At 62.2% G+C, this 22,063-nt stretch carries 29 protein-coding genes; all 29 read left to right on the top strand.

What is annotated here, in order from left to right; genetic code table 11:
* Window positions 1–194: 194 nt before the first annotated feature.
* The 29 genes from ACTXGA_RS01045 (at window position 195) to ACTXGA_RS00905 (ending at window position 22,053) form a co-directional block, all read left to right on the top strand.
* Window positions 195–560, top strand: a complete 366-nt coding sequence (locus ACTXGA_RS01045) for an NADH-quinone oxidoreductase subunit A (protein WP_443391235.1) — start codon at window positions 195–197, stop codon at window positions 558–560.
* Window positions 551–1,084 (top strand): NuoB/complex I 20 kDa subunit family protein, encoded by a 534-nt coding sequence (locus tag ACTXGA_RS01040; protein ID WP_094035600.1) that lies wholly within the window; start codon window positions 551–553, stop codon window positions 1,082–1,084. The genes ACTXGA_RS01045 and ACTXGA_RS01040 overlap by 10 nt, the downstream gene beginning before the upstream one ends.
* Window positions 1,085–1,094: 10 nt before the next feature.
* Entirely contained in the window at window positions 1,095–1,703 is a 609-nt protein-coding gene (locus ACTXGA_RS01035; protein WP_443391234.1) for an NADH-quinone oxidoreductase subunit C, read from the top strand.
* Entirely contained in the window at window positions 1,703–2,923 is a 1,221-nt protein-coding gene (locus ACTXGA_RS01030) for an NADH-quinone oxidoreductase subunit D (RefSeq protein ID WP_443391233.1), read from the top strand. The genes ACTXGA_RS01035 and ACTXGA_RS01030 overlap by 1 nt, the downstream gene beginning before the upstream one ends.
* Window positions 2,920–3,483, top strand: coding sequence for a hypothetical protein (locus ACTXGA_RS01025; protein WP_443391232.1), 564 nt, complete (start codon window positions 2,920–2,922; stop codon window positions 3,481–3,483). Before ACTXGA_RS01030 ends, ACTXGA_RS01025 begins: the two co-directional genes overlap by 4 nt.
* Before the next feature lie 46 nt (window positions 3,484–3,529).
* Complete coding sequence (locus ACTXGA_RS01020) at window positions 3,530–3,844, top strand: hypothetical protein (protein ID WP_443391231.1); 315 nt, start codon at window positions 3,530–3,532, stop codon at window positions 3,842–3,844.
* 95 nt (window positions 3,845–3,939) lie between these two features.
* On the top strand, window positions 3,940–5,184 hold the full coding sequence (locus ACTXGA_RS01015; protein WP_443391230.1) for an NADH-quinone oxidoreductase subunit E: 1,245 nt from the start codon (window positions 3,940–3,942) through the stop codon (window positions 5,182–5,184).
* Window positions 5,185–5,291: 107 nt separating this feature from the next.
* A complete protein-coding gene (locus ACTXGA_RS01010; protein ID WP_443391229.1) occupies window positions 5,292–6,278 on the top strand; it encodes a helix-hairpin-helix domain-containing protein in 987 nt (328 codons plus the stop codon).
* 54 nt (window positions 6,279–6,332) lie between these two features.
* A complete protein-coding gene (locus ACTXGA_RS01005) occupies window positions 6,333–7,379 on the top strand; it encodes a helix-hairpin-helix domain-containing protein (protein WP_443391228.1) in 1,047 nt (348 codons plus the stop codon).
* Window positions 7,380–7,390: 11 nt separating this feature from the next.
* The gene (locus ACTXGA_RS01000) at window positions 7,391–7,609 is read left to right on the top strand and encodes a DUF5337 domain-containing protein (protein WP_443391227.1); all 219 of its coding nucleotides are present in this window, start codon (window positions 7,391–7,393) and stop codon (window positions 7,607–7,609) included.
* Window positions 7,610–7,612: 3 nt separating this feature from the next.
* Window positions 7,613–8,911, top strand: coding sequence for an NADH-quinone oxidoreductase subunit NuoF (gene nuoF / locus ACTXGA_RS00995; RefSeq protein ID WP_443391226.1), 1,299 nt, complete (start codon window positions 7,613–7,615; stop codon window positions 8,909–8,911).
* A 4-nt stretch (window positions 8,912–8,915) separates the two neighbouring features.
* A complete protein-coding gene (locus ACTXGA_RS00990; RefSeq protein ID WP_443391225.1) occupies window positions 8,916–9,146 on the top strand; it encodes a hypothetical protein in 231 nt (76 codons plus the stop codon).
* A 202-nt stretch (window positions 9,147–9,348) separates the two neighbouring features.
* Window positions 9,349–9,765 (top strand): MAPEG family protein, encoded by a 417-nt coding sequence (locus tag ACTXGA_RS00985; protein ID WP_443391224.1) that lies wholly within the window; start codon window positions 9,349–9,351, stop codon window positions 9,763–9,765.
* 37 nt (window positions 9,766–9,802) lie between these two features.
* A complete protein-coding gene (locus tag ACTXGA_RS00980; RefSeq protein WP_443391223.1) occupies window positions 9,803–10,285 on the top strand; it encodes a DUF3291 domain-containing protein in 483 nt (160 codons plus the stop codon).
* Between the two features lie 204 nt (window positions 10,286–10,489).
* Window positions 10,490–10,831: a hypothetical protein gene (locus tag ACTXGA_RS00975; protein ID WP_443391222.1), complete on the top strand. Its 342-nt coding sequence runs from the start codon at window positions 10,490–10,492 to the stop codon at window positions 10,829–10,831.
* Window positions 10,832–10,974: 143 nt separating this feature from the next.
* Window positions 10,975–11,367, top strand: coding sequence for a DUF5333 domain-containing protein (locus ACTXGA_RS00970; RefSeq protein WP_443391221.1), 393 nt, complete (start codon window positions 10,975–10,977; stop codon window positions 11,365–11,367).
* A 213-nt stretch (window positions 11,368–11,580) separates the two neighbouring features.
* The gene (gene nuoG, locus ACTXGA_RS00965; protein ID WP_443391220.1) at window positions 11,581–13,599 is read left to right on the top strand and encodes an NADH-quinone oxidoreductase subunit NuoG; all 2,019 of its coding nucleotides are present in this window, start codon (window positions 11,581–11,583) and stop codon (window positions 13,597–13,599) included.
* Between the two features lie 27 nt (window positions 13,600–13,626).
* The gene (locus ACTXGA_RS00960) at window positions 13,627–13,998 is read left to right on the top strand and encodes a YNQ4 family lipoprotein (RefSeq protein WP_443391219.1); all 372 of its coding nucleotides are present in this window, start codon (window positions 13,627–13,629) and stop codon (window positions 13,996–13,998) included.
* Between the two features lie 7 nt (window positions 13,999–14,005).
* A complete protein-coding gene (nuoH, locus tag ACTXGA_RS00955) occupies window positions 14,006–15,043 on the top strand; it encodes an NADH-quinone oxidoreductase subunit NuoH (protein ID WP_443391218.1) in 1,038 nt (345 codons plus the stop codon).
* A gap of 129 nt (window positions 15,044–15,172) precedes the next feature.
* Complete coding sequence (locus ACTXGA_RS00950) at window positions 15,173–15,499, top strand: hypothetical protein (protein WP_443391217.1); 327 nt, start codon at window positions 15,173–15,175, stop codon at window positions 15,497–15,499.
* A 1-nt stretch (window position 15,500) separates the two neighbouring features.
* The gene (gene nuoI / locus ACTXGA_RS00945) at window positions 15,501–15,995 is read left to right on the top strand and encodes an NADH-quinone oxidoreductase subunit NuoI (protein WP_443391216.1); all 495 of its coding nucleotides are present in this window, start codon (window positions 15,501–15,503) and stop codon (window positions 15,993–15,995) included.
* A 7-nt stretch (window positions 15,996–16,002) separates the two neighbouring features.
* Entirely contained in the window at window positions 16,003–16,500 is a 498-nt protein-coding gene (locus ACTXGA_RS00940; RefSeq protein ID WP_443391215.1) for a hypothetical protein, read from the top strand.
* The gene (locus ACTXGA_RS00935; protein ID WP_443391214.1) at window positions 16,497–16,664 is read left to right on the top strand and encodes a hypothetical protein; all 168 of its coding nucleotides are present in this window, start codon (window positions 16,497–16,499) and stop codon (window positions 16,662–16,664) included. The genes ACTXGA_RS00940 and ACTXGA_RS00935 overlap by 4 nt, the downstream gene beginning before the upstream one ends.
* Entirely contained in the window at window positions 16,661–17,068 is a 408-nt protein-coding gene (locus tag ACTXGA_RS00930) for a carboxymuconolactone decarboxylase family protein (protein WP_443391213.1), read from the top strand. Before ACTXGA_RS00935 ends, ACTXGA_RS00930 begins: the two co-directional genes overlap by 4 nt.
* Window positions 17,065–17,667 carry an NADH-quinone oxidoreductase subunit J gene (locus tag ACTXGA_RS00925; RefSeq protein ID WP_443391212.1) on the top strand — a complete coding sequence of 201 codons (603 nt, stop codon included), beginning with the start codon at window positions 17,065–17,067 and terminating at the stop codon, window positions 17,665–17,667. The genes ACTXGA_RS00930 and ACTXGA_RS00925 overlap by 4 nt, the downstream gene beginning before the upstream one ends.
* Window positions 17,667–17,858: a hypothetical protein gene (locus tag ACTXGA_RS00920; RefSeq protein WP_443391211.1), complete on the top strand. Its 192-nt coding sequence runs from the start codon at window positions 17,667–17,669 to the stop codon at window positions 17,856–17,858. The genes ACTXGA_RS00925 and ACTXGA_RS00920 overlap by 1 nt, the downstream gene beginning before the upstream one ends.
* Window positions 17,859–18,002: 144 nt before the next feature.
* Window positions 18,003–18,308: an NADH-quinone oxidoreductase subunit NuoK gene (gene nuoK / locus ACTXGA_RS00915; protein ID WP_023849383.1), complete on the top strand. Its 306-nt coding sequence runs from the start codon at window positions 18,003–18,005 to the stop codon at window positions 18,306–18,308.
* A 5-nt stretch (window positions 18,309–18,313) separates the two neighbouring features.
* On the top strand, window positions 18,314–20,482 hold the full coding sequence (gene nuoL, locus ACTXGA_RS00910; protein ID WP_443391210.1) for an NADH-quinone oxidoreductase subunit L: 2,169 nt from the start codon (window positions 18,314–18,316) through the stop codon (window positions 20,480–20,482).
* Window positions 20,482–22,053: an NADH-quinone oxidoreductase subunit M gene (locus ACTXGA_RS00905; protein WP_443391209.1), complete on the top strand. Its 1,572-nt coding sequence runs from the start codon at window positions 20,482–20,484 to the stop codon at window positions 22,051–22,053. The genes nuoL and ACTXGA_RS00905 overlap by 1 nt, the downstream gene beginning before the upstream one ends.
* The last annotated feature ends 10 nt before the right edge of the window (window positions 22,054–22,063 follow it).

Below are 22,063 nucleotides of genomic sequence, written 5' to 3'. Positions count from 1 at the left end.
GCGTCTGTTCGGGGCTTTTCTCTGCCGGAATCGGCACATCTTGTTGTCGTGTAACGGAAAAGCATGCGGATCGGGCAAAAGCGGTTGTTTGCAGGCGGTTGAATCCTTTTGCCCCTTGTTGACCCCGCCCAGAGCGAGCGATAAGGGTCTGAAAGCCAAGCGCCAACGCGCCCGATCCCTGAAGGAGCCACGTCTTGGAAGAGATGCTGCGGGAATACCTTCCCATCCTCGTCTTTCTGGCCATCGCCATCGGTCTCGGCCTCGTTCTGATCCTCGCCGCGGTGGTGATCGCCGTGCGCAACCCGGATCCGGAAAAGGTCTCGGCCTATGAATGCGGGTTCAACGCCTTCGACGATGCCCGGATGAAATTCGATGTCCGGTTCTACCTTGTCTCGATCCTGTTCATCATCTTCGACCTTGAAATCGCCTTCCTGTTCCCATGGGCTGTGGCGTTCAAGGACGTTTCGATGCTGGGCTTCTGGTCGATGATGGTGTTCCTTGGCGTGCTGACCATCGGCTTTGCCTACGAATGGAAGAAAGGGGCGCTCGAATGGGAGTGATGACCGGAGCCAACACGGCGGGGCCTGACCGCGAAGTGGCCACCCAGGCCCTGAACCGCGACCTGCAGGACAAGGGGTTCCTGCTGACCTCGACCGAGGACATCATCAACTGGGCGCGCACCGGCTCGCTGCACTGGATGACCTTCGGTCTGGCCTGCTGTGCGGTCGAAATGATGCACACCGCCATGCCGCGCTATGACGTCGAGCGTTTCGGCTTTGCCCCGCGCGCCAGCCCGCGCCAGTCGGACGTGATGATCGTCGCTGGCACGTTGACCAACAAGATGGCCCCGGCGCTGCGCAAGGTTTATGACCAGATGCCGGAACCGCGCTACGTGATCTCGATGGGATCCTGCGCCAACGGCGGCGGCTATTACCATTATTCCTACAGCGTTGTGCGCGGGTGCGACCGCGTTGTGCCCGTTGACATCTATGTGCCCGGCTGCCCGCCGACGGCAGAGGCGCTGGTCTACGGCATCCTGGCGCTGCAGAAAAAGATCCGCCGCACCGGCACGCTGGTCCGCTAAGGGGGTAGGGATGACTGAAGCCTTGAAAGAACTGGGCGCGCATATCGAGATGAAGCGCCCGGACTGCGTGATCGGCTGGGACGTGACCCATGACGAGCTGAACGTGGACGTGGCACCTTCGAACATCCGCGGGTTCGTGGAGTTCCTGAAGACCGACGCCAACTGCAAGTTCTCGACGTTGATCGACATCACCGGCGTGGATTACCCGGCGCGGCCCAAGCGGTTCGACGTGGTCTATCATTTCCTGTCGATGTACCAGAACCACCGCATCCGCCTGCGGGTGAGCATCCGCGAGGATGAGATGGTGCCGTCGATCGTGACCGTGCATCCCAGCGCCAACTGGTTCGAACGCGAAGTGTTCGACATGTTCGGTATCCTGTTTTCCGGCCATCCGGATCTGCGCCGCATCCTGACGGACTATGGCTTCCGCGGGTATCCGCTGCGCAAGGATTTCCCGACCACGGGCTATACCGAAGTGCGTTACGACGAAGAGCAGAAACGCGTTGTCTACGAACCGGTGAGCCTTGTGCAGGAATATCGCCAGTTTGATTTCATGTCCCCGTGGGAAGGCGCGCAATACGTGCTGCCCGGCGACGAGAAGACGGAAGAGGCGAAGTGATGGACGGCTCCAAAGGTTTCGAAGACGCCCTGACGGGCGAGCAGAAGATCCGCAACTTCAACATCAACTTCGGCCCGCAACACCCTGCGGCACATGGCGTTTTGCGTCTAGTTCTGGAGCTGGACGGCGAGATCGTCGAACGCTGCGACCCGCATATCGGCCTGCTGCACCGTGGCACCGAAAAGCTGATGGAAAGCCGGACCTACCTGCAAAACCTGCCGTATTTCGACCGGCTGGATTACGTGGCCCCGATGAACCAGGAACATGCCTGGTGTCTGGCCATCGAAAAGCTGACCGGGGTCGAGGTGCCGCGCCGTGCCTCGCTGATCCGGGTTCTCTATTCGGAAATCGGCCGCATCCTGAACCACCTTCTGAACGTGACAACGCAGGCCATGGACGTGGGTGCGCTGACGCCGCCACTCTGGGGCTTTGAAGAGCGCGAAAAGCTGATGGTGTTCTACGAACGCGCCTGCGGCGCGCGTCTGCACTCGGCCTATTTCCGTCCCGGCGGCGTCCATCAGGACCTGCCTCCCGCGCTTATCGACGATATCAAGGAATGGGCGAAGGAATTCCCGCGCGTTCTGGATGATATCGACGGGCTGCTGACTGAAAACCGCATCTTCAAGCAGCGCAACGCCGATATCGGCGTGGTGTCCGAAGAAGAGATCAACGAATGGGCGTTTTCGGGCGTCATGGTGCGTGGCTCTGGCCTTGCTTGGGACCTGCGCCGCGCGCAGCCCTATGAATGCTATGACGAGTTCGATTTCCAGATCCCGGTGGGCAAGAACGGCGACTGCTACGACCGCTATCTTGTGCGCATGGAAGAGATGCGCCAGTCGCTGAAGATCATCCATCAGGCCATCGAAAAGCTGCGCGCGCCCGAAGGGCAGGGCGACATCATGGCCCGCGGCAAGATCACCCCGCCGAAACGCGGTGAGATGAAGCGGTCGATGGAAGCGCTGATCCATCACTTCAAGCTGTATACCGAAGGGTTCCACGTCCCCGCCGGTGAGGTCTATGCCGCCGTCGAGGCACCCAAGGGTGAATTTGGCGTGTACCTGGTGGCTGACGGAACCAACAAACCCTATCGCGCTAAGCTGCGCGCGCCGGGCTATCCGCACCTGCAGGCGATGGACCATATCGCCAAGGGCCACCAACTGGCGGACGTTGCGGCGATCATCGGGACCATGGACGTGGTGTTCGGGGAGATCGACAGGTGAAGGCGCTTGCCGCTGCACTTGTCCTGACCGCAGCGCCTCTGGCCGCGCAGGAACTGCCGGCCTTTGACGAGACGCTGGGATATGACGTGCACGGCACCGTCGATGACGGCCTGCTGCTGACCAATGGCGGCACACTGTTTTATTGTGAGGTGGATGAGGGGCCGGGTGATCGCTATTTGGTGATGACCCAGTGTCTGCCGATCCTTGGCCCGAAAGAGGCCAAAGACGTCGAACGCGCGGCTGCCGGTGCCGCCGCCAGCGCTGAGGCTTTTGCAACCTCGGTTTCGAAATTGCCACCCGTGGCCCTGATGGGCGCGGTCGGACGTACCCTGCGCGCCTTTGACTGCACCCTGTCAAAAGATGACGACCAGACCGAAATCCAGACCGTGCTTGCGCGCGAGGCGGCCAAGGACGCGGGATATACCGGCCCGCTGACAGAGGATGTGCTGGATGCGGTCGGTGACCGGGGCGAAAAAGCGCTGGAATTGATGATCGACAACGGGCAGATCGAGATCGACCCTGCAGACAAGCGCCGTGTGCGTCTGGTCGGCTGTCCCTGAGAGTATGTGTGCCGCTGGTTCGCGGTCAGAGGTAAGGAACGTGAGTATGAAGAGAAACGCTTTTGCCCTTGTCGCCGCTGGCCTGATCGCGGGTTGCGTCCTGCCCGAAGGCGTGACCGATGAGGATCTGAGCGCCTTCGACGCGGCCGTAACCTCGATCGGCTGTGATCTGGTGGACGAGAGCGATTATCTTCCCGTGGAACTGCAGACCGGGATGCCGCGTGAAAAGCTGATCACGGTATCGCAGTACAAGGTCGCACAGAAAGAAGCGGTTTCGCTGTCGAACGGCGGTGTGCGTCTGGTGACCGGTGCCTGCGCGCCCAAGGTCGATCCGGCAGCCACGCCTGCTGCCGCCACCTGAACGACCGCTCCGGCAGCGCCGGAACGGATGCAAGATTGAAACCAATGGGGCGCCCGGACGTGGCGCCCGCCTGAGAGACGGAAAGCCGAAAGCCCATGCTGCGCCGACTGCACCCCGAACAGCCCCAAAGCTTTGCCTTCACGCCCGCCAACCTCGCATGGGCGCAGGAGCAGATCACTAAGTATCCCGCAGGCCGTCAGGCCAGCGCCATCATTCCCTTGCTCTGGCGCGCGCAGGAACAGGAAGGCTGGCTGACGCGTCCGGCAATCGAATATGTCGCCGATATGCTGGAGTTGGCCTATATCCGCGCGCTTGAAGTGGCCAGCTTCTACTTCATGTTTCAGCTGCAACCTGTTGGTTCCGTTGCGCATATCCAGATTTGCGGCACCACGTCCTGCATGATCTGCGGGGCAGAGGACCTGATGGCGGTCTGCCGCGAAAAGATCGCCGACAAGCCGCACAAGCTGTCCGCGGATGGCAAGTTTTCGTGGGAAGAGGTCGAATGCCTCGGCAGCTGCGCCAACGCGCCCATGGCCCAGATCGGCAAGGATTACTACGAGGACTTGACCGAAGAGTCGCTCGCGTCGCTGCTGGATGCGCTGGCGCGCGGAGAGGTGCCGCAGGTCGGGCCGCAGAACGGCCGGTTCGCGGCGGAGCCGAAATCGGGGCTCACCTCGCTGACCGAATTTGTGAACGGCTCGATCAAGCTGAACGCCAGCGCGCAACTTGCGCATGACATCGGCGACACGGTCAAGCGTATCGACGGCACCGAAGTGCCGCTGCAGGCACCGTGGAACGATCAGTCCGGACGCCGTGGCAGCTTTGAAGCGCCCGCGGATTCCGGCCCTGCCGCAGCCGCGCCTGCGCCTTCGGAGGCGACCAAAGACGCGCCCAAGGTCGAGCCCGTGCCCGAGCCCATCGCAGAAGCGCCCGCCGCCGTTCAGGCGGAACTGGTCAAACCGACCCCGGCGCTGGCCGGGCAGGCGGAACTGTCCGAGCGCAAGGGCAGCTGGCGTTACGAAGCGCCGAAGGATGACAAGGCTCCGGCGGCCAAGGCCAAACCGCAAGACGAGGCCGCGTCCACCGAAGAGGACAAGCCCGCCGGTCTGGACGGCCCGCGTGACGGTCAACCTGACGACCTGAAAATCATCAAGGGCATCGGTCCCAAGCTGGAACAGATGCTGCACGGCATGGGCGTTTTCCACTTTGACCAGATCGCGATCTGGACGGATCGGGAACTGGCTTGGGTCGATGATAACCTCGAAGGGTTCAAGGGCCGTGCCTCCCGCGATGAGTGGGTCGCGCAGGCCAAGGATCTGGCAGCGGAAAAAAATAACTGAAATTCCCCTGACCGGGTCAATCCCAAAGTCTAATGTCCTCACAGCCTGATTGCGGCGATAGTTGGTGAACAACACGTCCGCAGAAAAGGACTGGGAGGGGACTGAAAATGACTGGAATGAATGGCTCGGGCGGCTGCGCCCGAACAAGCTGGATCGTCGCCGCAGTAGTGGGGGCGATAACCTTTCTTCTGCTTTTGGCGGGGGCAGGCTGGGGATTTTTTGCGGCCTTGATCGCCGGGCTTCTGCTGTTTGCCATTCTTGGCTTTCTGTTTAGTCGTTTCCTCTGCTCTGACGACGATGCGGTGGGCACGCACTCCGCTCAGGTGGCACGCAGTGCTCCGGCAGCGGCGGCACCCGTGGCAGCACCTGCTGCAGCACCGGAGCCGATCGCAGAAGCCGAGCCCGCGCCGGTCGCCAATCCGGTGAATGAGAGCGCCGCGGCGGAAACCGCGGATGTCGTTAAACCCACCGCGCAACTGGCCGGGGAAGCTGAACTGGCGGAACGCAAGGGTGACTGGTCCTATTCCGCGCCGGAAAGCCCGGAGGCAGCGGAGAGTGCCCCGGAACCAACAGCTGCCGCAGAGCCCGACCCGGTCACATCGGCCGAAGCTCAGGATGCCGGAACACCAACCGCGCCTGTAGCGGCTACCGCACCGCAGCCTGAAACCCCGCTGGTTCGACCGACGACGCCGCTGGCCGGTGAGGCAGATCTGGGCAGTCGCAAGGGAACGTGGCGCTACACGCCGCCGATCGCAGAGGATGGCGTTGACTACGATGGCGACGGCATCATCGAAGGCATCGATGAAGGCGAAAAACCAGCGCTGCTGGACGGTCCTCGGGACGGTGGGGCGGATGATCTCAAGCAGATCAAGGGAATCGGACCGAAAATGGAGAAGCTGTGCAACAGCCTTGGTATCTACCATTTCGACCAGATTGCCGCGTGGACGGATCAGGAAATCGCATGGGTTGACGCCAACCTCGAAGGTTTCAAGGGGCGGGTCAGCCGGGACGAATGGGTGGCGCAGGCCAAGGTGCTTGCCGAGGGAGGGCAGACCTCCTTTTCCGCCCGTGTTCAGGACGGCGGCGTCTACTGAGGCAGCAAAAACGGGGTCTGTCGGAGGGATCCCGCGCTGCGACAACGGCATGACTTGCACGCCGCGCCGCAGTATGTCAGGCGTGGCTCGGCACTGTTGGGGAGGAACGGCGCCTTGACGGGCGCAGGTGACCTGCGCCGTAATGGTGGAGCGAGAAACGTGACCATGAAAACTCCGAACTTTTTTTTGACACCGGATTACACGCCGGTTGTCCGCATGATGGCGATGCAGACCCGTTTTGCGATTGAAACCAGCCAGGGCCTGATGAAACTGGCGATGATGCCGTGGACGGGCCTGCCAACGGGTTTCGGCTCGATCTGCTCGCCGATGGGCAGCGTGACAGTGGCGACGGCTGTGGCCAAGGCCGAGCCGAAAAAGGCACCCGCGCCGAAAAAGGCTGCGGCTCCGAAGAAGGCAGCGGCGCCGAAGGTCGAGACCGTCGAAGCAACCGCTGTCGAAGTGCCCGTAAAGGCGCCGGTCGAACCCGTTGCCAAAGCTGTCGCGACAAAGGCACCGAAGGCCGAGAAGGTCGCCGCCGTAAAGACCGTTGCGGAAAAACCGAAGGCCGAAGCGCCGAAGGTTGTGAAGAAGACCGAAGCGCCGAAAGTTGAGAAAAAGACCGAAGCGCCGAAGGTTGAGAAAAAGACTGAAGCGCCCAAAGCCGAGAAGGCCGAAACGCCCAAGGTCGAACCGGCCGCAGCCCCGAAGGCTGAGGAAGCTGCCGCGCCGAAAGTTGAAAAAGCCGCCGCGCCGACAGCTGAAAAGAAGGTCGAGGCCCCCAAGGCCGAAAAGACGGCCGAAGCCTCAAAAGCACCGGCGGCCAAACCCGTGTCCGCAGAGACGCCGGTCGAAGAAACCGCCAAGATGGTCAAGCCCAAGTCGGTCTCCGCGCCCAAGGGCAAGGCGGACGATCTGACCGTGCTGAACGGTGTCGGGCCGAAACTGGCCGAGGCGCTGAACGCCGAAGGAATTTACACCTACGCGCAGATCGCCGAATGGACCGAAGCCAACGTCGCCTGGATGGATGAGAATCTGCCCGGCGTCAAAGGCCGCGTCTCGCGCAACGGTTGGGTGGCTCAGGCTGCCGACCTGGCAGGCTGAACGCGGGCGTAATGGCGACAGGCAGCGATTTTAACCGGCGGGGCCGCGTGATAGCGTTGGTCATCGCCGGAACCGGTGTTGGCTGGATCGCGGCCATTGCAATCGGGTCGGCGCTGGAATTGGGCCAGCGCTGGCTTGCGCTTTTCGACCTTGCCGCACTCGGGGGCTTTGTCTGGGCGCTGTGGATGTTATACGGGCTCTGGCGGGACCGCCAGAAAGACAAGGATTGAGAGATGCTGCAGGATCAGGACCGGATCTTTACAAACCTCTACGGCATGCATGACCGGACGCTCGATGGCGCGAAAAAGCGCGGTCATTGGGACGGCACCAAGGACATCATCGCCAAGGGGCGCGACTGGATCATCGAGGAAATGAAGGCCTCTGGCCTGCGCGGGCGCGGTGGCGCCGGTTTCCCGACCGGTCTGAAGTGGTCCTTCATGCCCAAGGAATCGGACGGTCGTCCGGCCTACCTTGTGGTGAATGCTGACGAATCGGAGCCCGGCACCTGCAAGGACCGCGAGATCATGCGCCACGATCCGCACACGCTGATCGAGGGCTGCCTGATCGCCTCCTTCGCGATGCAGGCGCACGCCTGCTACATCTACATTCGCGGCGAATACATCCGTGAGCGTGAGGCCCTGCAGGCCGCAATTGATGAGGCTTATGACGCGGGCCTCTTGGGTAAGAACGCCGCCGGATCGGGGTGGGATTTCGAACTGTTCGTCGCGCATGGGGCCGGTGCCTACATCTGCGGCGAGGAAACCGCGCTGCTGGAATCGCTCGAAGGCAAAAAAGGCATGCCCCGGATGAAGCCGCCGTTCCCGGCGGGCGCGGGCCTCTATGGCTGCCCGACCACGGTGAACAACGTCGAATCCATCGCCGTTGTGCCGACCATCCTGCGCCGCGGTGCGGAATGGTTCTCGGGCTTTGGCCGCGACAACAACAAGGGCACCAAGCTGTTCGCCATCTCTGGCCACGTCAACAACCCCTGCGTTGTCGAAGAGGCCATGTCGATTTCCTTCGAGGAACTGATCGAAAAGCATTGCGGCGGCATTCGCGGCGGTTGGGACAACCTCAAGGCGGTGATCCCCGGCGGATCCTCCGTGCCATGTGTGCGCGGCGAAAAGATGCGCGATGCCATCATGGATTTCGACTATCTGCGCGGCGAGCTGGGCTCTGGCCTTGGCACGGCGGCGGTGATCGTGATGGACAAGGATACCGACATCATCAAGGCGATCTGGCGTCTGGCCAAGTTCTACAAGCACGAAAGCTGTGGTCAGTGCACGCCCTGCCGCGAAGGCACCGGCTGGATGATGCGGGTCATGGAACGTCTGGTCAAAGGCGAGGCGGATGAAGAAGAAATCGACATGCTCTGGGACGTGACTAAGCAGGTCGAAGGCCACACCATCTGCGCGCTTGGCGATGCGGCTGCCTGGCCGATCCAGGGTCTGATTCGCAATTTCCGCGATGAGATCGAGGATCGCATCAAGGCGCAAAAGAGCGGCCGGATGAGCGCCGTCGCAGCGGAGTGATCCCGTGAAATTCGTTCTTCGGCGTATGCTGAGAACTGTGCAGAACCTGGTGGCGGCGGTCTTGACCGCCGCTTTCTGTTTTGTCCCGGCATGGTTCGCCCATGTCGCCATCGACGCGCGGCTTGCCCCGGTCTGGGTCTACGCGGCGGTGGCGGGGCTGGTGTTCGTGGGGGCAGGGGTGGTGCTGTCCTTTCTGGAAAAGGCATGGCACGGGCACCGGCCCATGGGGGACTGAGGGATGATCCGGGCGCGCAGGTGCGGGCCCGGGGTCTGCAAACGATCTGGTCGGGCGATTCGACCGCCTGCCGCATCCTCTTTTCTTTATGGCGCATCTTCCTTGCATCGGAAGCCGGACGGGTAACGCACCCGTTCCGTTGTTGCCCCAAGGGAAGCGCCCCCCTAGGCTGATCCAGCGTGAATGATCACAGGGGGGAACAATGGAACAGTTTGCAGAATACGGTCATGCGATTGCCGCGCTGGGGCTGACAGTGGTCTTCGGTCTGTTGCTGTCACCTTTCACCGCATTGGCCAAGATGAGCGCAGGACATGCGCCGGGCGGCACGCCGGCAGAGGACTATGGCAACCGGACCTATCGGTTCAACCGGGCCTATCTGAACCTGACCGAGAACATGGGCTTTTTCGCCGCTGTCACGGCGGCTGCGATCCTGTCGGGGGCCAACCCGACCTCCGTCAATTGGCTGGCAGCCTTGTTTTTCGTCAGCCGGGTGCTGCATTTCTTTGTGCATTACGCCGGGATCGGTCCGGCCAACTTTGGCCCGCGCACGTTCGTCTTTGTCGTGGGCTGGGCCTGTACCCTCGGGCTTGCGGTGATTGCTGTCTATACCGTGCTTTGACGGGACCGCGACAGGGCGTTGAAAGGGGACAATCACGATGCATCTGGCAGAACTCAACATCGGGCGGCTGCTGGCGCCCACGGATGATCCGCGCGTGGCGGAGTTCATGGACAACCTCGACCGGGTCAACGGGCTGGGCAAGAGGATGCCGGGATTCGTCTGGATGATGGAAGGCTCGGGTGAGCCGGGCACCGGCAACACAGAGGCCAAAGTCGGTGGCGACCCGCAATTCGTCTCCAACCTCACGGTCTGGCAAGACGCGGAAAGCCTTGAACGGTTTGTCTGGGGCACGATCCACGAACAGTTCTATGACCGGCGGGCCGAATGGTTCGAGGTGCTTGGTGAGCAGCATTTCGTCATGTGGTGGGTGCCGGTCGGGCATCGTCCGACGCTGGACGAAGGGCTGGCGCGGCTGGACCAGCGCAAGCGCGAGGGCGACAGCGACGCGGCCTTTGGCTGGTCCTATCTGCCAGAGGCCCGGATGTGGCGGGATCGCCAGTGCGCCGCGCAGGCCGGTTGATCACGGAAAGGCAAGCGCAGGCCTGATCCGGCTGCGGGTTTCGGCGCGGCTTGACCTCTTGCGGTGCAACGGGGACATTGACGTCGCACCGGAACCGGGCCAGACCCGGCATGCGATGCGCAACCAATAACGGGGCAGGCACATGAAACGTAACTTGGGGATTGCGATGCTCGGCGTTGCACTGGTGCCGGGGAGAGAACAGAGATGAAGCGTGCAATTTGCCTGATGATGATCTCCGTTGTCCTTGCGGGCTGCGGCGGTGGCGGCAAGGGCCTGTTCCATCGCGATTCCCCGCTCTTTGATGGCCAGCGCTTTGGCGGCAGCGTCAAGGCCGCGCGCAGCGATCGCCAGTCCTTTGTCGTGACGATCAATGGCGTATCGAAATCGCCCGAGGGTGCGATTGCCGCCGCCGAGTACAAAGCGACCCAGCATTGCATCGAGTATTTCGGGACGTCGGACGTTGACTGGCAGGTTGGCCCCCAGACCACGCCCCTGCCAGTGTCGAACGATACGCTCACCCTGCGTGGCAGTTGCCGCGACGTCTGATCCCGAGAGCGGCAAAAGGCGCGCCAGAAGCCGCGCCAAACCCGTGGAAATCCGCCGATAGCCCGGAATAACGGGCGCGGTTATTGCATATCTGGCCTCTCCATCCCCACTTCATGGGCAGACTGACTTCAAGGAGGCTGCCCATGCGCCTGATTCCCGCTTCGATCCTTTTGATTGCCCTTGCCGCCCCGGTTGCGGCAAAACCGCCTCTGCGCGAAGTGGCCGAGATCGACAATGGCCTGATGGCCATCGCCATCGCCGATGAGATCCGCAAGTCCTGCGACGACATCCAGCCGCGGATGATCCGGGCGATCACCCAGATCAACGCGCTCGAACAAAAGGCGCGCGATCTGGGCTATTCCAAGGATGAGATCGACGACTACGTGACCTCGAAGTCGGAAAAGGCAAGGATGCGCAAAAAGGCCGAAAGCTGGCTGGTCTCCAAGGGGGTCAACCCCAATGATCGCGGGGCCCTGTGCCAGTTCGGCCGGGACGAGATCGCGCGGGGCGGAGCCATCGGATATTTCCTGCGCTGAGTCGCGTCGTAGCCGCAGTGCGGCATGATCACATTCGAATATATGTTCCCAAGGGCTTGTCCGGCGCCGCGATCTGCGGCGCCGCGTCGTTTTTTCCTGTCATTTCCGCATCTGCACATCTGGTCACGCCGGACGTAGCACGATAGAACCGCGAGGACTGCGGCCCATCTTCGGGTTGGGCGCTGCCAGCCGAGGAACGGGAGAGGCACAGGCATGTCCGATACGCGCAAGATCATCATCGACGGGCAAGAGATCGAGGTGGATGGGGCGATGACCCTGATTCAGGCCTGTGAAGAGGCCGGGGTCGAGGTTCCGCGCTTCTGCTATCACGAGCGTCTGTCGATCGCCGGCAACTGCCGCATGTGCCTTGTCGAGGTTGTGGGCGGTCCGCCCAAGCCCGCCGCCTCCTGCGCGATGCAGGTCCGCGATGTGCGCGGCGGTCGCAACGGCGAATTGCCGGAAATCAAGACCAATTCGCCCATGGTCAAGAAGGCCCGTGAAGGGGTGATGGAGTTCCTGCTCATCAACCACCCGCTGGATTGCCCGATCTGCGATCAGGGTGGCGAATGCGATCTGCAGGATCAGGCCATGGCCTATGGCGTCGATTTCAGCCGCTTCCGCGAGGCCAAGCGCGCGGTGGACGATCTGGATCTTGGTCCGCTGGTCGAAACACACATGACCCGCTGCATCTCCTGCACCCGCTGCGTGCGATTCACGACAGAGGTCGCGGGCATCACCCAGATGGGCCAGACGGGCCGGGGCGAAGACGCGGAAATCACCAGCTATCTGAACGAGACGCTCGATTCGAACCTGCAGGGCAACATCATCGACCTGTGCCCGGTGGGCGCACTGGTGTCGAAGCCCTACGCCTTTACCGCCCGTCCCTGGGAATTGACCAAGACCGAAACCATCGACGTGATGGATGCGCTTGGGTCGAACATCCGCGTGGACACCAAGGGCCGCGAAGTGATGCGGATCCTGCCGCGTAACCATGACGGCGTGAACGAGGAGTGGATTTCCGACAAGACGCGCTTTGTCTGGGACGGTCTGCGCCGCCAGCGTCTGGATCGGCCCTACATCCGTGAAAACGGCAAGCTGCGCCCGGCAAGCTGGGGCGAGGCGCTTGGCGTTGCAGCCAAGGCGATCAAAGGCGCGGACAAGCTTGCTGGCATCGTCGGCGATCTGGCCCCGGTCGAGGCGATCTACAGCCTCAAGCAACTGGTTGAAGGGCAGGGCGGTGTTGTCGAATGCCGCACCGATGGTGCGAAACTGCCTGCGGGCAACCGGTCCGGCTATGTCGGCAACGCCTCGATCGAAGATATCGAAGACGCGGAAATGATCCTGCTGATCGGCACCAACCCGCGCGATGAGGCGCCGGTGCTGAACGCCCGTATCCGCAAGGCATGGGCCGCAGGCGCCAAGGTGGCGCGCATCGGCAAGCCCGTCGACTTGACCTATGACGTGATCGAACTGGGTACGGGCCGCGAGGCGCTGGCCAAGTTGGCCGAGATGGACCATTCGGACAAACACGGCACGCCGGGCGTCATGATCATTGGCCAAGGCGCGCTGAACGAGGCCGATGGCGCCGCCGTACTGGGCACCGCCATGCAGACCGCCGCCGCAGGCCAGTCGAAATTCATGGTCCTGCACACGGCGGCCAGCCGCGTCGGCGCGATGGACGTTGGTGCGGTCAATGACAACGGCATGGAAGCCGTTCAGAACGCGGACGTGATCTACAACCTCGGCGCGGATGAGGTCGAGATTGGCGATGGCGCCTTTGTCATCTACCAGGGGTCGCACGGGGACCGTGGCGCCCACCGCGCCGACGTGATCCTGCCCGGCGCAGCCTATACAGAGGAGCAGGGGCTCTTCGTCAACACCGAGGGCCGCCCGCAACTGGCGCTGCGCTCGGGCTTTGCGCCCGGTGAGGCCAAGGAAAACTGGGCCATTCTGCGCGCACTTAGCGCGGAGGTGGGTACAAAACTGCCTTGGGACAACCTTGCGCAGCTGCGTCAGGCGCTGGTCGCCGACGTGCCGCACCTGCAGCAGATCGACGAGGTGCCGGAAAACGACTGGCAGCCTCTGGAGGCGGGCAAGCTGGGCGGTGCGGATTTCCGTTACGCCGTGCGCGACTTCTACCTGACCAACCCGATCGCACGCGCCAGCGCGCTGATGGCCGAGCTGTCCAAGCAGGCCCGCGACCGCGCCGCCGCCCCCTTGGCTGCGGAATAAGTGCGAGGACGCGTGGTGATACCCCTGATGGCCCTCGCCTCCGGACTATCGGGCTGCACGGCCCCGGAGCCGTCGCAGGACGCGCCGTTCACCCCGGTTTATGCCGGTGTGGAAACGCGCCTGCTGGATGAGGACCTTGTGCAGTTCGCGGTGGCGATGCGGGGCGCGCGCGATGCGGGCGACGTAGAGGACTATGCAGAATGCGCGGCGGCGCAATACGCGCTGATCCGCGGCTATGGATTTGCGCGGCATATACGCACGACAGTCAACGAAAAGGGTGGCCTCTGGCGCGGAGATGCGGTTTACACCATCTCGGCGGCGCTGCCCCGCGGGCTCAAGACCATCGACGCTGAAGTGGCGGCGTTGGCCTGTGCCGAGAACGGAATACCGATGGTGTGAGGACCTGATGGAAAACTTCTTCGCCACGCCTCTGGGCACCTTTGTCATCATCTTTGCGCAATGCCTTGCGGTGCTGGGCTTTGTGATGATTTCGCTGCTCTTTCTTGTCTACGGCGACCGCAAGATCTGGGCTGCGGTCCAAATGCGGCGCGGTCCGAACGTGGTGGGCGTCTATGGCCTGCTGCAAACCGTGGCCGACGCGCTGAAATACGTCGTCAAGGAAGTGGTCATCCCGGCGGGGGCGGACCGGACGGTATTCATGCTCGCCCCGATGGCCAGTTTCGTGTTGGCGATGATCGCCTGGGCGGTGATTCCCTTCAGCGACAACTGGGTGCTGTCGGACATCAACGTGGCGATCCTGTACGTCATGGCGGTATCCTCGCTTGAGGTTTACGGCGTGATCATGGGCGGCTGGGCGTCGAACTCCAAATATCCGTTCCTTGGCTCGCTGCGCTCTGCCGCGCAGATGATTTCCTACGAGGTCTCGATCGGCCTGATCATCATCGGCGTGATCATCTCGACCGGGTCGATGAACTTTGGCGACATCGTTGATGCGCAGGACGGCTCTTTCGGCTTCTTCAGCTGGTACTGGCTGCCGCATTTCCCGATGGTCTTCCTGTTCTTCATCTCCTGCCTCGCAGAGACGAACCGCCCGCCGTTCGACCTTCCCGAAGCGGAATCGGAACTGGTCGCGGGGTATCAGGTGGAATACTCCTCGACCCCGTTTCTGTTGTTCATGGCCGGTGAATACATCGCGATCTTCCTGATGTGTGCGCTGACGACGCTGCTGTTCTTCGGTGGCTGGCTGTCGCCGATCCCGGGCCTGCCTGACGGCGCGCTGTGGATGGTCGCCAAGATGGCCTTCTTCTTCTTCATCTTCGCGATGGTGAAGGCGATCACGCCGCGTTACCGCTATGACCAGCTGATGCGCCTTGGATGGAAGGTCTTCCTGCCGTTCAGCCTTGTCTGGGTGGTCTTCGTATCCTTCGCGGCCAAGTTCGGCTGGTTCTTCGACGGCTATGCCCGCTGGGTCACCGGGGGCTGACATTGTTCACGGTTCGGAAACATATCGTTTCGGATACCCGGATGGCAGGGCGCAGGGGCAGGCGGTCCGCCGGTGGTGCCCTGACGGCAGAGGCGCGCATTCCGTGCGCCCTTGCCAAGGGAGACCGCCATGTCTGATCTGAAAACCGCCATCCTCGACGCCAAGTACATCGACATGATCGATCTGGGTGACTTCGTTGTCCGCGACACCGGCCTGCCGGACGTGGACAGTGACGGCAACCTGATGCCGCAGGCGACGGAAATCGCGGCCGCCGTGTTCCGCTGGGCCGCCGATATGCGGACCGCAGAGGCCAAGCGCGCCGCCGCTGGCAAACCGCCGACACAAAGCGTTCCGGATGTGGGCGCAGATATCAAACCGGGCGATCCGCTGGCGGATGCGCGCAACGCAGAGGCGCTGGACGCCGAACTGCAGAAACTGGCACAGGAGCAAGGATAGAATGGCGACCATCGACTACGGCCGGGCCGCAAAGTATTTTCTGCTCGCGGATTTCATAAAGGGCTTTCAACTGGGCCTGAAGTATTTCTTCGCGCCCAAGGCCACGCTGAACTATCCGCATGAAAAGGGGCCTCTGTCGCCCCGGTTCCGCGGCGAACACGCGCTGCGCCGGTATCCCAACGGCGAAGAACGCTGCATCGCCTGCAAGCTGTGTGAGGCGATCTGCCCGGCGCAGGCCATCACCATCGACGCGGAACCGCGCGACGACGGCAGCCGCCGCACAACGCGCTATGACATCGACATGACCAAGTGCATCTACTGCGGCTTCTGCCAGGAGGCCTGCCCGGTCGATGCCATTGTCGAGGGTCCGAACTTCGAGTTCGCGACCGAAACGCGCGAGGAACTCTACTACGACAAGGCCAAGTTGCTGGAAAACGGCGACCGCTGGGAGGCCGAAATCGCCCGCAATCTCGAACTGGACGCTCCGTACCGCTGAACGCACGATGATCCGCACCCCCGTCATATCCATGATCCTTGCCGCGCAGGCCACCGCCGCCCAGCCTCTTGTCGAGGGCGGGCCAGAGCGGATGGACAAGCGTGCCGAGGTGTTTTCGACCGTCTGCATGGCGGCCGCGCCGGATTTCTCGAGGTTCGAGGACAAGGCGGCCGGTGCTGGCCTGAAGGTGATCGACGGGGGGTGGCACATGGCGCCCGAAACCGTGGTGTCACTGGTATCCCATGACGGGTTTTGCACCTGCCTCATGTCGGTTGGCGCGCCGGATCAAAAGGCGATGGTCACGACGATCTTTGACAGGCTGATGCAGGATTGGGGAACGGATTTCACCGGCAAGGCCGACGGACTTGCCAACGTGGCCCCGTTTCAGCGCGCGGGTGTCGAGGTGGTTTCGATCCTTGAGCCACGAACCCTGAACGGCCAGAACTGGCTGGAGGCGCGTCTTTCTGTCTATGGCGCCTGCCCGGACGCGGAGGGCAGCCAATGACGGTCAAACCCGGAACGATGAATGACGCGCTGCAGCGGGCAGAGGACGGCGTTCAGGCGCTAAGCCGCAAGTCCGAACAGGCGGGCGCGGCGCTGGATGCTCTCAGCCAGCGGATCGACGCCAAGGTCGAGGCCTTGCTGGACTCCAGGGAGGAGCGGAAATGAGCGACTCCAAGACCCCGTTCGAGTTGATGATGCAGCAGGCGCAGGAGATGGCGAAGGCCTTCAACCCCTCGCTCAGCAGCTTCGACCCCAAGGGCTTTGAAAAGCTCTGGCCGACCATGACCAAGGACGCCATGGAGATGTGGTTCGGCAAGGGCATGTCGAAGAGCGGCCTTGACGCAAAGACGCGGCTTTTGCTGACAATCTCCGGCCTGACCATGCAGGGCGCACAGGCGGAAACGCCGTTCCGCCTGACTGTGCGTCATGCCATGGAAGCCGGGGCCACCCCGGAAGAAATCGCCGAAACCATCGGTCATATGTCGATGTTCGCAGGCATTCCCGCGATGACCCGCGCCATGGATCTGGCGCGCGAGATCATCGATGAAAACAAGGATGACGAGACATGATGGTCTTTGCCTTCTACCTCTTTGCGATTGGCGTGATCGCGGGCGGTCTGTTCACGGTGGTCAGCCGCAACCCGGTCCATTCGGTGCTCTGGCTGATCCTCGCGTTCCTGTCCTCTGCCGGTCTCTTCGTGCTGATGGGGGCGGAATTCGTCGCCATGCTGCTGGTGATCGTCTACGTTGGCGCGGTCGCGGTGCTGTTCCTCTTCGTGGTCATGATGCTGGACGTCGATTTCGCCGAGTTGAAGGCGGAGATGGCCAAGTACATGCCGCTGGCCTTGCTGATAGGGTTGGTGATCCTGATGCAACTCGCGATGGCCTTTGGCGCATGGCAGTCGTCCGATATGGCCGCGTCTCAACTGGCGCAGCCGGTGACGGCGGATCGCCACAATACAGAGGCGCTTGGCCTGATCCTCTACGATCAGTATTTCCTGCTGTTCCAACTGGCCGGTCTGATCCTGCTGGTCGCGATGATCGGGGCCATCGTTCTGACCCTGCGCCACCGGACAGACATCAAGCGTCAGGATATCCTTGCGCAGATGTACCGCGACCCGGCCAAGGCGATGGAACTCAAGGACGTCAAACCGGGGCAGGGGCTGTGATGCAGGGGGTCTGGGACGTTGTCCTGTCGCCATATGGCGTCGCGCTCTACGTGGGATTCTGGATTTTGAAGATCATGTTCGGGGCCTGGGTGCTGCGCAAGGCGATGCTGCTCTTGCCGGTTCGCGCGCAGGACTGGACTGACGACAAGCTGACGCGCCTGAAACTGAAACGCCCGCGACGGCTGGGATAATTCTGTCCCGGGAGCGTCCCGGGAGCTCTGCCCGACCGGGGCGGAACACGGAACAAGAGGCCGCGGATCAAACCCGGGGCCGGATCGGCGAAAGCCGGACAAAACGATGGAACTGAAACGGGCACCAAGCCCGGAGGGACGCACATGATCGGATTGGAACATTACCTGACGGTGGCGGCGGTGCTCTTCGTCATCGGCATCTTCGGGCTATTCCTGAACCGCAAGAACGTGATCATCCTGCTCATGAGCATCGAACTCATGCTGCTGGCGGTGAACATCAACCTCGTCGCCTTTTCGACCCATCTGGGTGACCTTGTCGGCCAGGTCTTCACGCTGTTCGTGCTGACCGTCGCCGCTGCCGAGGCCGCGATCGGCCTGGCGATCCTGGTCTGTTTCTTCCGGAACCGCGGCACCATCGCCGTGGAAGACGTCAACGTGATGAAAGGCTGACCCACATGGAGAGCATCATTCTCTTTGCCCCGCTGGTGGGCGCGCTCATCGCGGGGTTCGGCTGGAAGCTGACCGGCATCCGCGGGGCCCAGTGGATCAGCACCGGGCTGCTATTCCTTGCCTGTGCCTTTTCCTGGATCACCTTTTTCCAGCATGGGCCGGACGCGGAACACATCCAGGTGCTGCGCTGGATCGAAAGCGGTACGCTGTCCACCGACTGGTCGATCCGTCTGGACCGGCTGACTTCGATCATGCTGATCGTGGTCACCACCGTGTCCTCGCTCGTGCACCTGTATTCCTTCGGCTACATGGCGCATGACGACAATTTCAAGGAAGGCGAAGAGAGCTATAAGCCGCGCTTCTTTGCCTACCTGTCCTTCTTCACCTTCGCGATGCTGATGCTGGTGACCTCGGACAACCTTGTGCAGATGTTCTTCGGCTGGGAAGGCGTGGGCGTCGCGTCCTACCTGCTGATTGGCTTCTACTATCGCAAGCCGTCTGCCAACGCCGCCGCGATCAAGGCCTTCGTGGTCAACCGGGTGGGTGACTTCGGCTTTGCGCTGGGGATCTTTGCGCTGTTCTTCCTGACGGACAGCGTGCGCTTCGATGACATCTTTGCCGCCGCCCCGACGCTGGCAGAAACGCAGCTGACCTTCCTCTGGCGCAGCTGGAACGCGGCCGAGGTGGTGGCGATCCTGCTGTTCATCGGCGCGATGGGTAAATCGGCGCAGTTCATCCTGCACACCTGGCTGCCCGACGCGATGGAAGGCCCGACCCCGGTTTCGGCGCTGATCCACGCCGCAACCATGGTTACCGCCGGTGTCTTTCTGGTCTGCCGCATGTCGCCGATCATGGAATTCGCGCCGCATGCGACAGCCTTCATCACCTTCCTTGGTGCGACGACGGCCTTCTTCGCCGCGACCGTGGGTCTGGTGCAGAACGACATCAAGCGCGTGATTGCCTATTCGACCTGTTCGCAGTTGGGCTACATGTTCGTGGCCGCAGGTGTGGGCGTCTACTCGGTCGCGATGTTTCACCTGTTCACGCACGCCTTCTTCAAGGCGATGCTGTTCCTTGGCGCGGGCTCCGTGATCCACGGCATGCACCACGAACAGGACATGCGGAATTACGGCGGTCTGCGGAAAAAGCTGCCCTATACCTTCTGGGCGATGATGATTGGTACGCTGGCCATCACCGGCGTCGGCATCCCGCTGACCACCATCGGTTTTGCCGGGTTCCTGTCCAAGGACGCGGTGATCGAAAGCGCCTATGCCGGCACCAACGGCGGCTTCGCCTTCTGGGCACTGGTCATCGCGGCGCTGTTCACCAGCTTCTACAGCTGGCGCCTGATGTTCATGACCTTCTACGGCAAGCCGCGCGGCGACAAGCACACGCATGAACACGCACATGAAAGCCCTACCGTCATGCTGGTGCCCTTGGGTGTGCTGGCGCTTGGCGCGGTCTTCTCGGGGATGCTCTGGTACAACAGCTTCTTCGGCAAGGAAGACTATGTGAACAAGTTCTTCGGCATCCCGGCAGCCCATGCCGAGGCGTCGGAACATGGTGCGCCCGCAGATGCGACGCACGGTGACGATCCTGCCGATGCTGCTCACGCGGACACCGCCGATGCAGGCCAAGGCGACGACCACGCCGCACCGGCAGGCGACAAGGCCGACGATCACGCCGCACCGGCGGGTGATCACGCGGCAGTGGCGGCACCGGGGGCAGGGGCCATCTACATGGGCGCAGACAACCATGTCCTGCATGACGCGCACTATGTGCCCAAATGGGTCAAGCTCTCGCCCTTCATCGCGATGCTGATCGGTTTTGCCACGGCTTACTGGTTCTACATCGTGAACCCGACGCTGCCGGTCAAACTGGCTGAAAACCAGCGCCCGCTCTACCTGTTCCTGCTGAACAAGTGGTACGTGGATGAAATCTACGATTTCCTCTTCGTGCAGCCGGCCAAGGCGCTGGGACGCATTCTGTGGAAGGGCGGTGACGAGGCGATCATCAAGGGCGGGATCAATGGTCTTGCCATGGGCATCGTGCCCTTCTTTACCCGGCTCGCCGGCCGGGCCCAGTCCGGTTACATCTTTACCTATGCCTTCGCCATGGTGATCGGGATCGCGATCTTCATCACCTGGATGACGCTCAGCGGAGGGGCACACTAATGGGCAACCTTCTTTCCATCGTCACCTTCCTGCCTGCTCTGGCGGCGCTGATCCTTGCGCTGTTCCTGCGGGGCGAGGACGCGGCGGCGCAGCGCAATGCCAAGTGGCTGGCGCTGATCGCGACGACGGCGACCTTTGTCATCTCGCTGTTCATTCTCGCGCAGTTCGATGCCGAGAACACCGGCTTCCAGATGCTGGAAGAGCGCGACTGGCTGATGGGCCTGAAATACCGGATGGGCGTGGACGGCATTTCCGTGCTGTTCGTCCTGCTGACCACCTTCATGATGCCGCTGGTTATCGCGGCCAGCTGGGACGTCAGCCACCGGGTCAAGGAATACATGATCGCCTTCCTGCTCTTGGAAACGCTCATGCTGGGCGTGTTCATGGCACTGGACCTGGTGCTGTTCTACCTCTTCTTCGAGGCGGGCCTGATCCCTATGTTCCTGATCATCGGCATCTGGGGCGGCAAGGACCGCATCTACGCCTCGTTCAAGTTCTTCCTCTACACTTTCCTCGGCTCTGTCCTGATGCTGGTGGCGATGGTGGCGATGTATTCGGATGCGGGCACCACCTGTATCGGCGGCTGTGATATCTCGCTGCTGAAACACAACTTTGCGTCCGACGACTTCAGCATTCTTGGCGTGCATGTGGTGGGCGGGTTGCAGACCATGCTCTTCCTCGCCTTCTTTGCCAGCTTCGCCGTCAAGATGCCGATGTGGCCGGTGCACACATGGTTGCCCGAGGCCCACGTTCAAGCCCCGACTGCAGGTTCGGTCGTGCTGGCGGCGATCCTGCTGAAGATGGGGGGCTACGGCTTCCTGCGGTTCAGCCTGCCGATGTTCCCGGTGGGGGCGGACGTGATGCAGAACTTTGTCTTCACGTTGAGTGTCATCGCGATCATCTACACCTCGCTGGTCGCGCTGGTGCAGGAAGACATGAAAAAGCTGATCGCCTATTCGTCGGTCGCACACATGGGCTATGTGACCATGGGCATCTTCGCGGCGAACCAGCAGGGGGTCGATGGGGCGATCTTCCAGATGATCAGCCACGGCTTCATCTCTGGCGCGCTCTTCCTTTGCGTCGGCGTGATCTATGACCGGATGCACACGCGTGAGATCGACGCCTACGGCGGTCTGGTGAACCGGATGCCGGCCTATGCGATGATCTTCATGCTGTTCACCATGGCCAACGTTGGCCTGCCGGGCACCTCGGGATTCATCGGGGAATTCCTGACCCTGATGGGTGTCTTCCAGGTCAACACCTGGGTGGCGGCAGGGGCGACTACGGGCGTGATCCTGTCGGCCTGCTACGCGCTCTGGCTGTACCGCCGCGTGGTGATGGGCGACCTGATCAAGGAAAGCCTCAAGACCATCAAGGACATGACCACGCGCGAAAAAGCGATCTTTGCGCCGCTGGTGGTCATGACGATCTGGATGGGCGTCTATCCGGCCCCGATCCTTGACCGGACCGGTCCGGCGGTCGAGGCCCTGGTTTCGAAATACGACACGGCGCTTGCCAGTGCCGGCCGCTCTGAGGCCGACACGCAGGTTGCTGTGGCGGCTGAACACTAAGGAGGCGGGA

This window comes from Antarctobacter jejuensis, assembly GCF_052266595.1.
Taxonomy (GTDB): Bacteria; Pseudomonadota; Alphaproteobacteria; order Rhodobacterales; family Rhodobacteraceae; genus Antarctobacter; species Antarctobacter jejuensis.
Note: the sequence above shows the minus strand (reverse complement) of the source record. Positions and strands in the feature narration are given on the sequence as shown.

Bases quoted from the DNA above. Each gene is read 5' to 3' on its own strand.
- ACTXGA_RS01040 (WP_094035600.1), top strand. From the start codon at position 551: ATGGGAGTGATGACCGGAGCCAACACGGCGGGGCCTGACCGCGAAGTG.
- ACTXGA_RS01035 (WP_443391234.1), top strand. From the start codon at position 1,095: ATGACTGAAGCCTTGAAAGAACTGGGCGCGCATATCGAGATGAAGCGC.
- ACTXGA_RS01030 (WP_443391233.1), top strand. From the start codon at position 1,703: ATGGACGGCTCCAAAGGTTTCGAAGACGCCCTGACGGGCGAGCAGAAG.
- ACTXGA_RS01020 (WP_443391231.1), top strand. From the start codon at position 3,530: ATGAAGAGAAACGCTTTTGCCCTTGTCGCCGCTGGCCTGATCGCGGGT.
- ACTXGA_RS01015 (WP_443391230.1), top strand. From the start codon at position 3,940: ATGCTGCGCCGACTGCACCCCGAACAGCCCCAAAGCTTTGCCTTCACG.
- ACTXGA_RS01010 (WP_443391229.1), top strand. From the start codon at position 5,292: ATGACTGGAATGAATGGCTCGGGCGGCTGCGCCCGAACAAGCTGGATC.
- ACTXGA_RS01000 (WP_443391227.1), top strand. From the start codon at position 7,391: ATGGCGACAGGCAGCGATTTTAACCGGCGGGGCCGCGTGATAGCGTTG.
- nuoF (WP_443391226.1), top strand. From the start codon at position 7,613: ATGCTGCAGGATCAGGACCGGATCTTTACAAACCTCTACGGCATGCAT.
- ACTXGA_RS00985 (WP_443391224.1), top strand. From the start codon at position 9,349: ATGGAACAGTTTGCAGAATACGGTCATGCGATTGCCGCGCTGGGGCTG.
- ACTXGA_RS00980 (WP_443391223.1), top strand. From the start codon at position 9,803: ATGCATCTGGCAGAACTCAACATCGGGCGGCTGCTGGCGCCCACGGAT.
- ACTXGA_RS00975 (WP_443391222.1), top strand. From the start codon at position 10,490: ATGAAGCGTGCAATTTGCCTGATGATGATCTCCGTTGTCCTTGCGGGC.
- ACTXGA_RS00970 (WP_443391221.1), top strand. From the start codon at position 10,975: ATGCGCCTGATTCCCGCTTCGATCCTTTTGATTGCCCTTGCCGCCCCG.
- nuoG (WP_443391220.1), top strand. From the start codon at position 11,581: ATGTCCGATACGCGCAAGATCATCATCGACGGGCAAGAGATCGAGGTG.
- ACTXGA_RS00960 (WP_443391219.1), top strand. From the start codon at position 13,627: ATGGCCCTCGCCTCCGGACTATCGGGCTGCACGGCCCCGGAGCCGTCG.
- nuoH (WP_443391218.1), top strand. From the start codon at position 14,006: ATGGAAAACTTCTTCGCCACGCCTCTGGGCACCTTTGTCATCATCTTT.
- ACTXGA_RS00950 (WP_443391217.1), top strand. From the start codon at position 15,173: ATGTCTGATCTGAAAACCGCCATCCTCGACGCCAAGTACATCGACATG.
- nuoI (WP_443391216.1), top strand. From the start codon at position 15,501: ATGGCGACCATCGACTACGGCCGGGCCGCAAAGTATTTTCTGCTCGCG.
- ACTXGA_RS00940 (WP_443391215.1), top strand. From the start codon at position 16,003: ATGATCCGCACCCCCGTCATATCCATGATCCTTGCCGCGCAGGCCACC.
- ACTXGA_RS00935 (WP_443391214.1), top strand. From the start codon at position 16,497: ATGACGGTCAAACCCGGAACGATGAATGACGCGCTGCAGCGGGCAGAG.
- ACTXGA_RS00930 (WP_443391213.1), top strand. From the start codon at position 16,661: ATGAGCGACTCCAAGACCCCGTTCGAGTTGATGATGCAGCAGGCGCAG.
- ACTXGA_RS00925 (WP_443391212.1), top strand. From the start codon at position 17,065: ATGATGGTCTTTGCCTTCTACCTCTTTGCGATTGGCGTGATCGCGGGC.
- ACTXGA_RS00920 (WP_443391211.1), top strand. From the start codon at position 17,667: ATGCAGGGGGTCTGGGACGTTGTCCTGTCGCCATATGGCGTCGCGCTC.
- nuoK (WP_023849383.1), top strand. From the start codon at position 18,003: ATGATCGGATTGGAACATTACCTGACGGTGGCGGCGGTGCTCTTCGTC.
- nuoL (WP_443391210.1), top strand. From the start codon at position 18,314: ATGGAGAGCATCATTCTCTTTGCCCCGCTGGTGGGCGCGCTCATCGCG.
- ACTXGA_RS00905 (WP_443391209.1), top strand. From the start codon at position 20,482: ATGGGCAACCTTCTTTCCATCGTCACCTTCCTGCCTGCTCTGGCGGCG.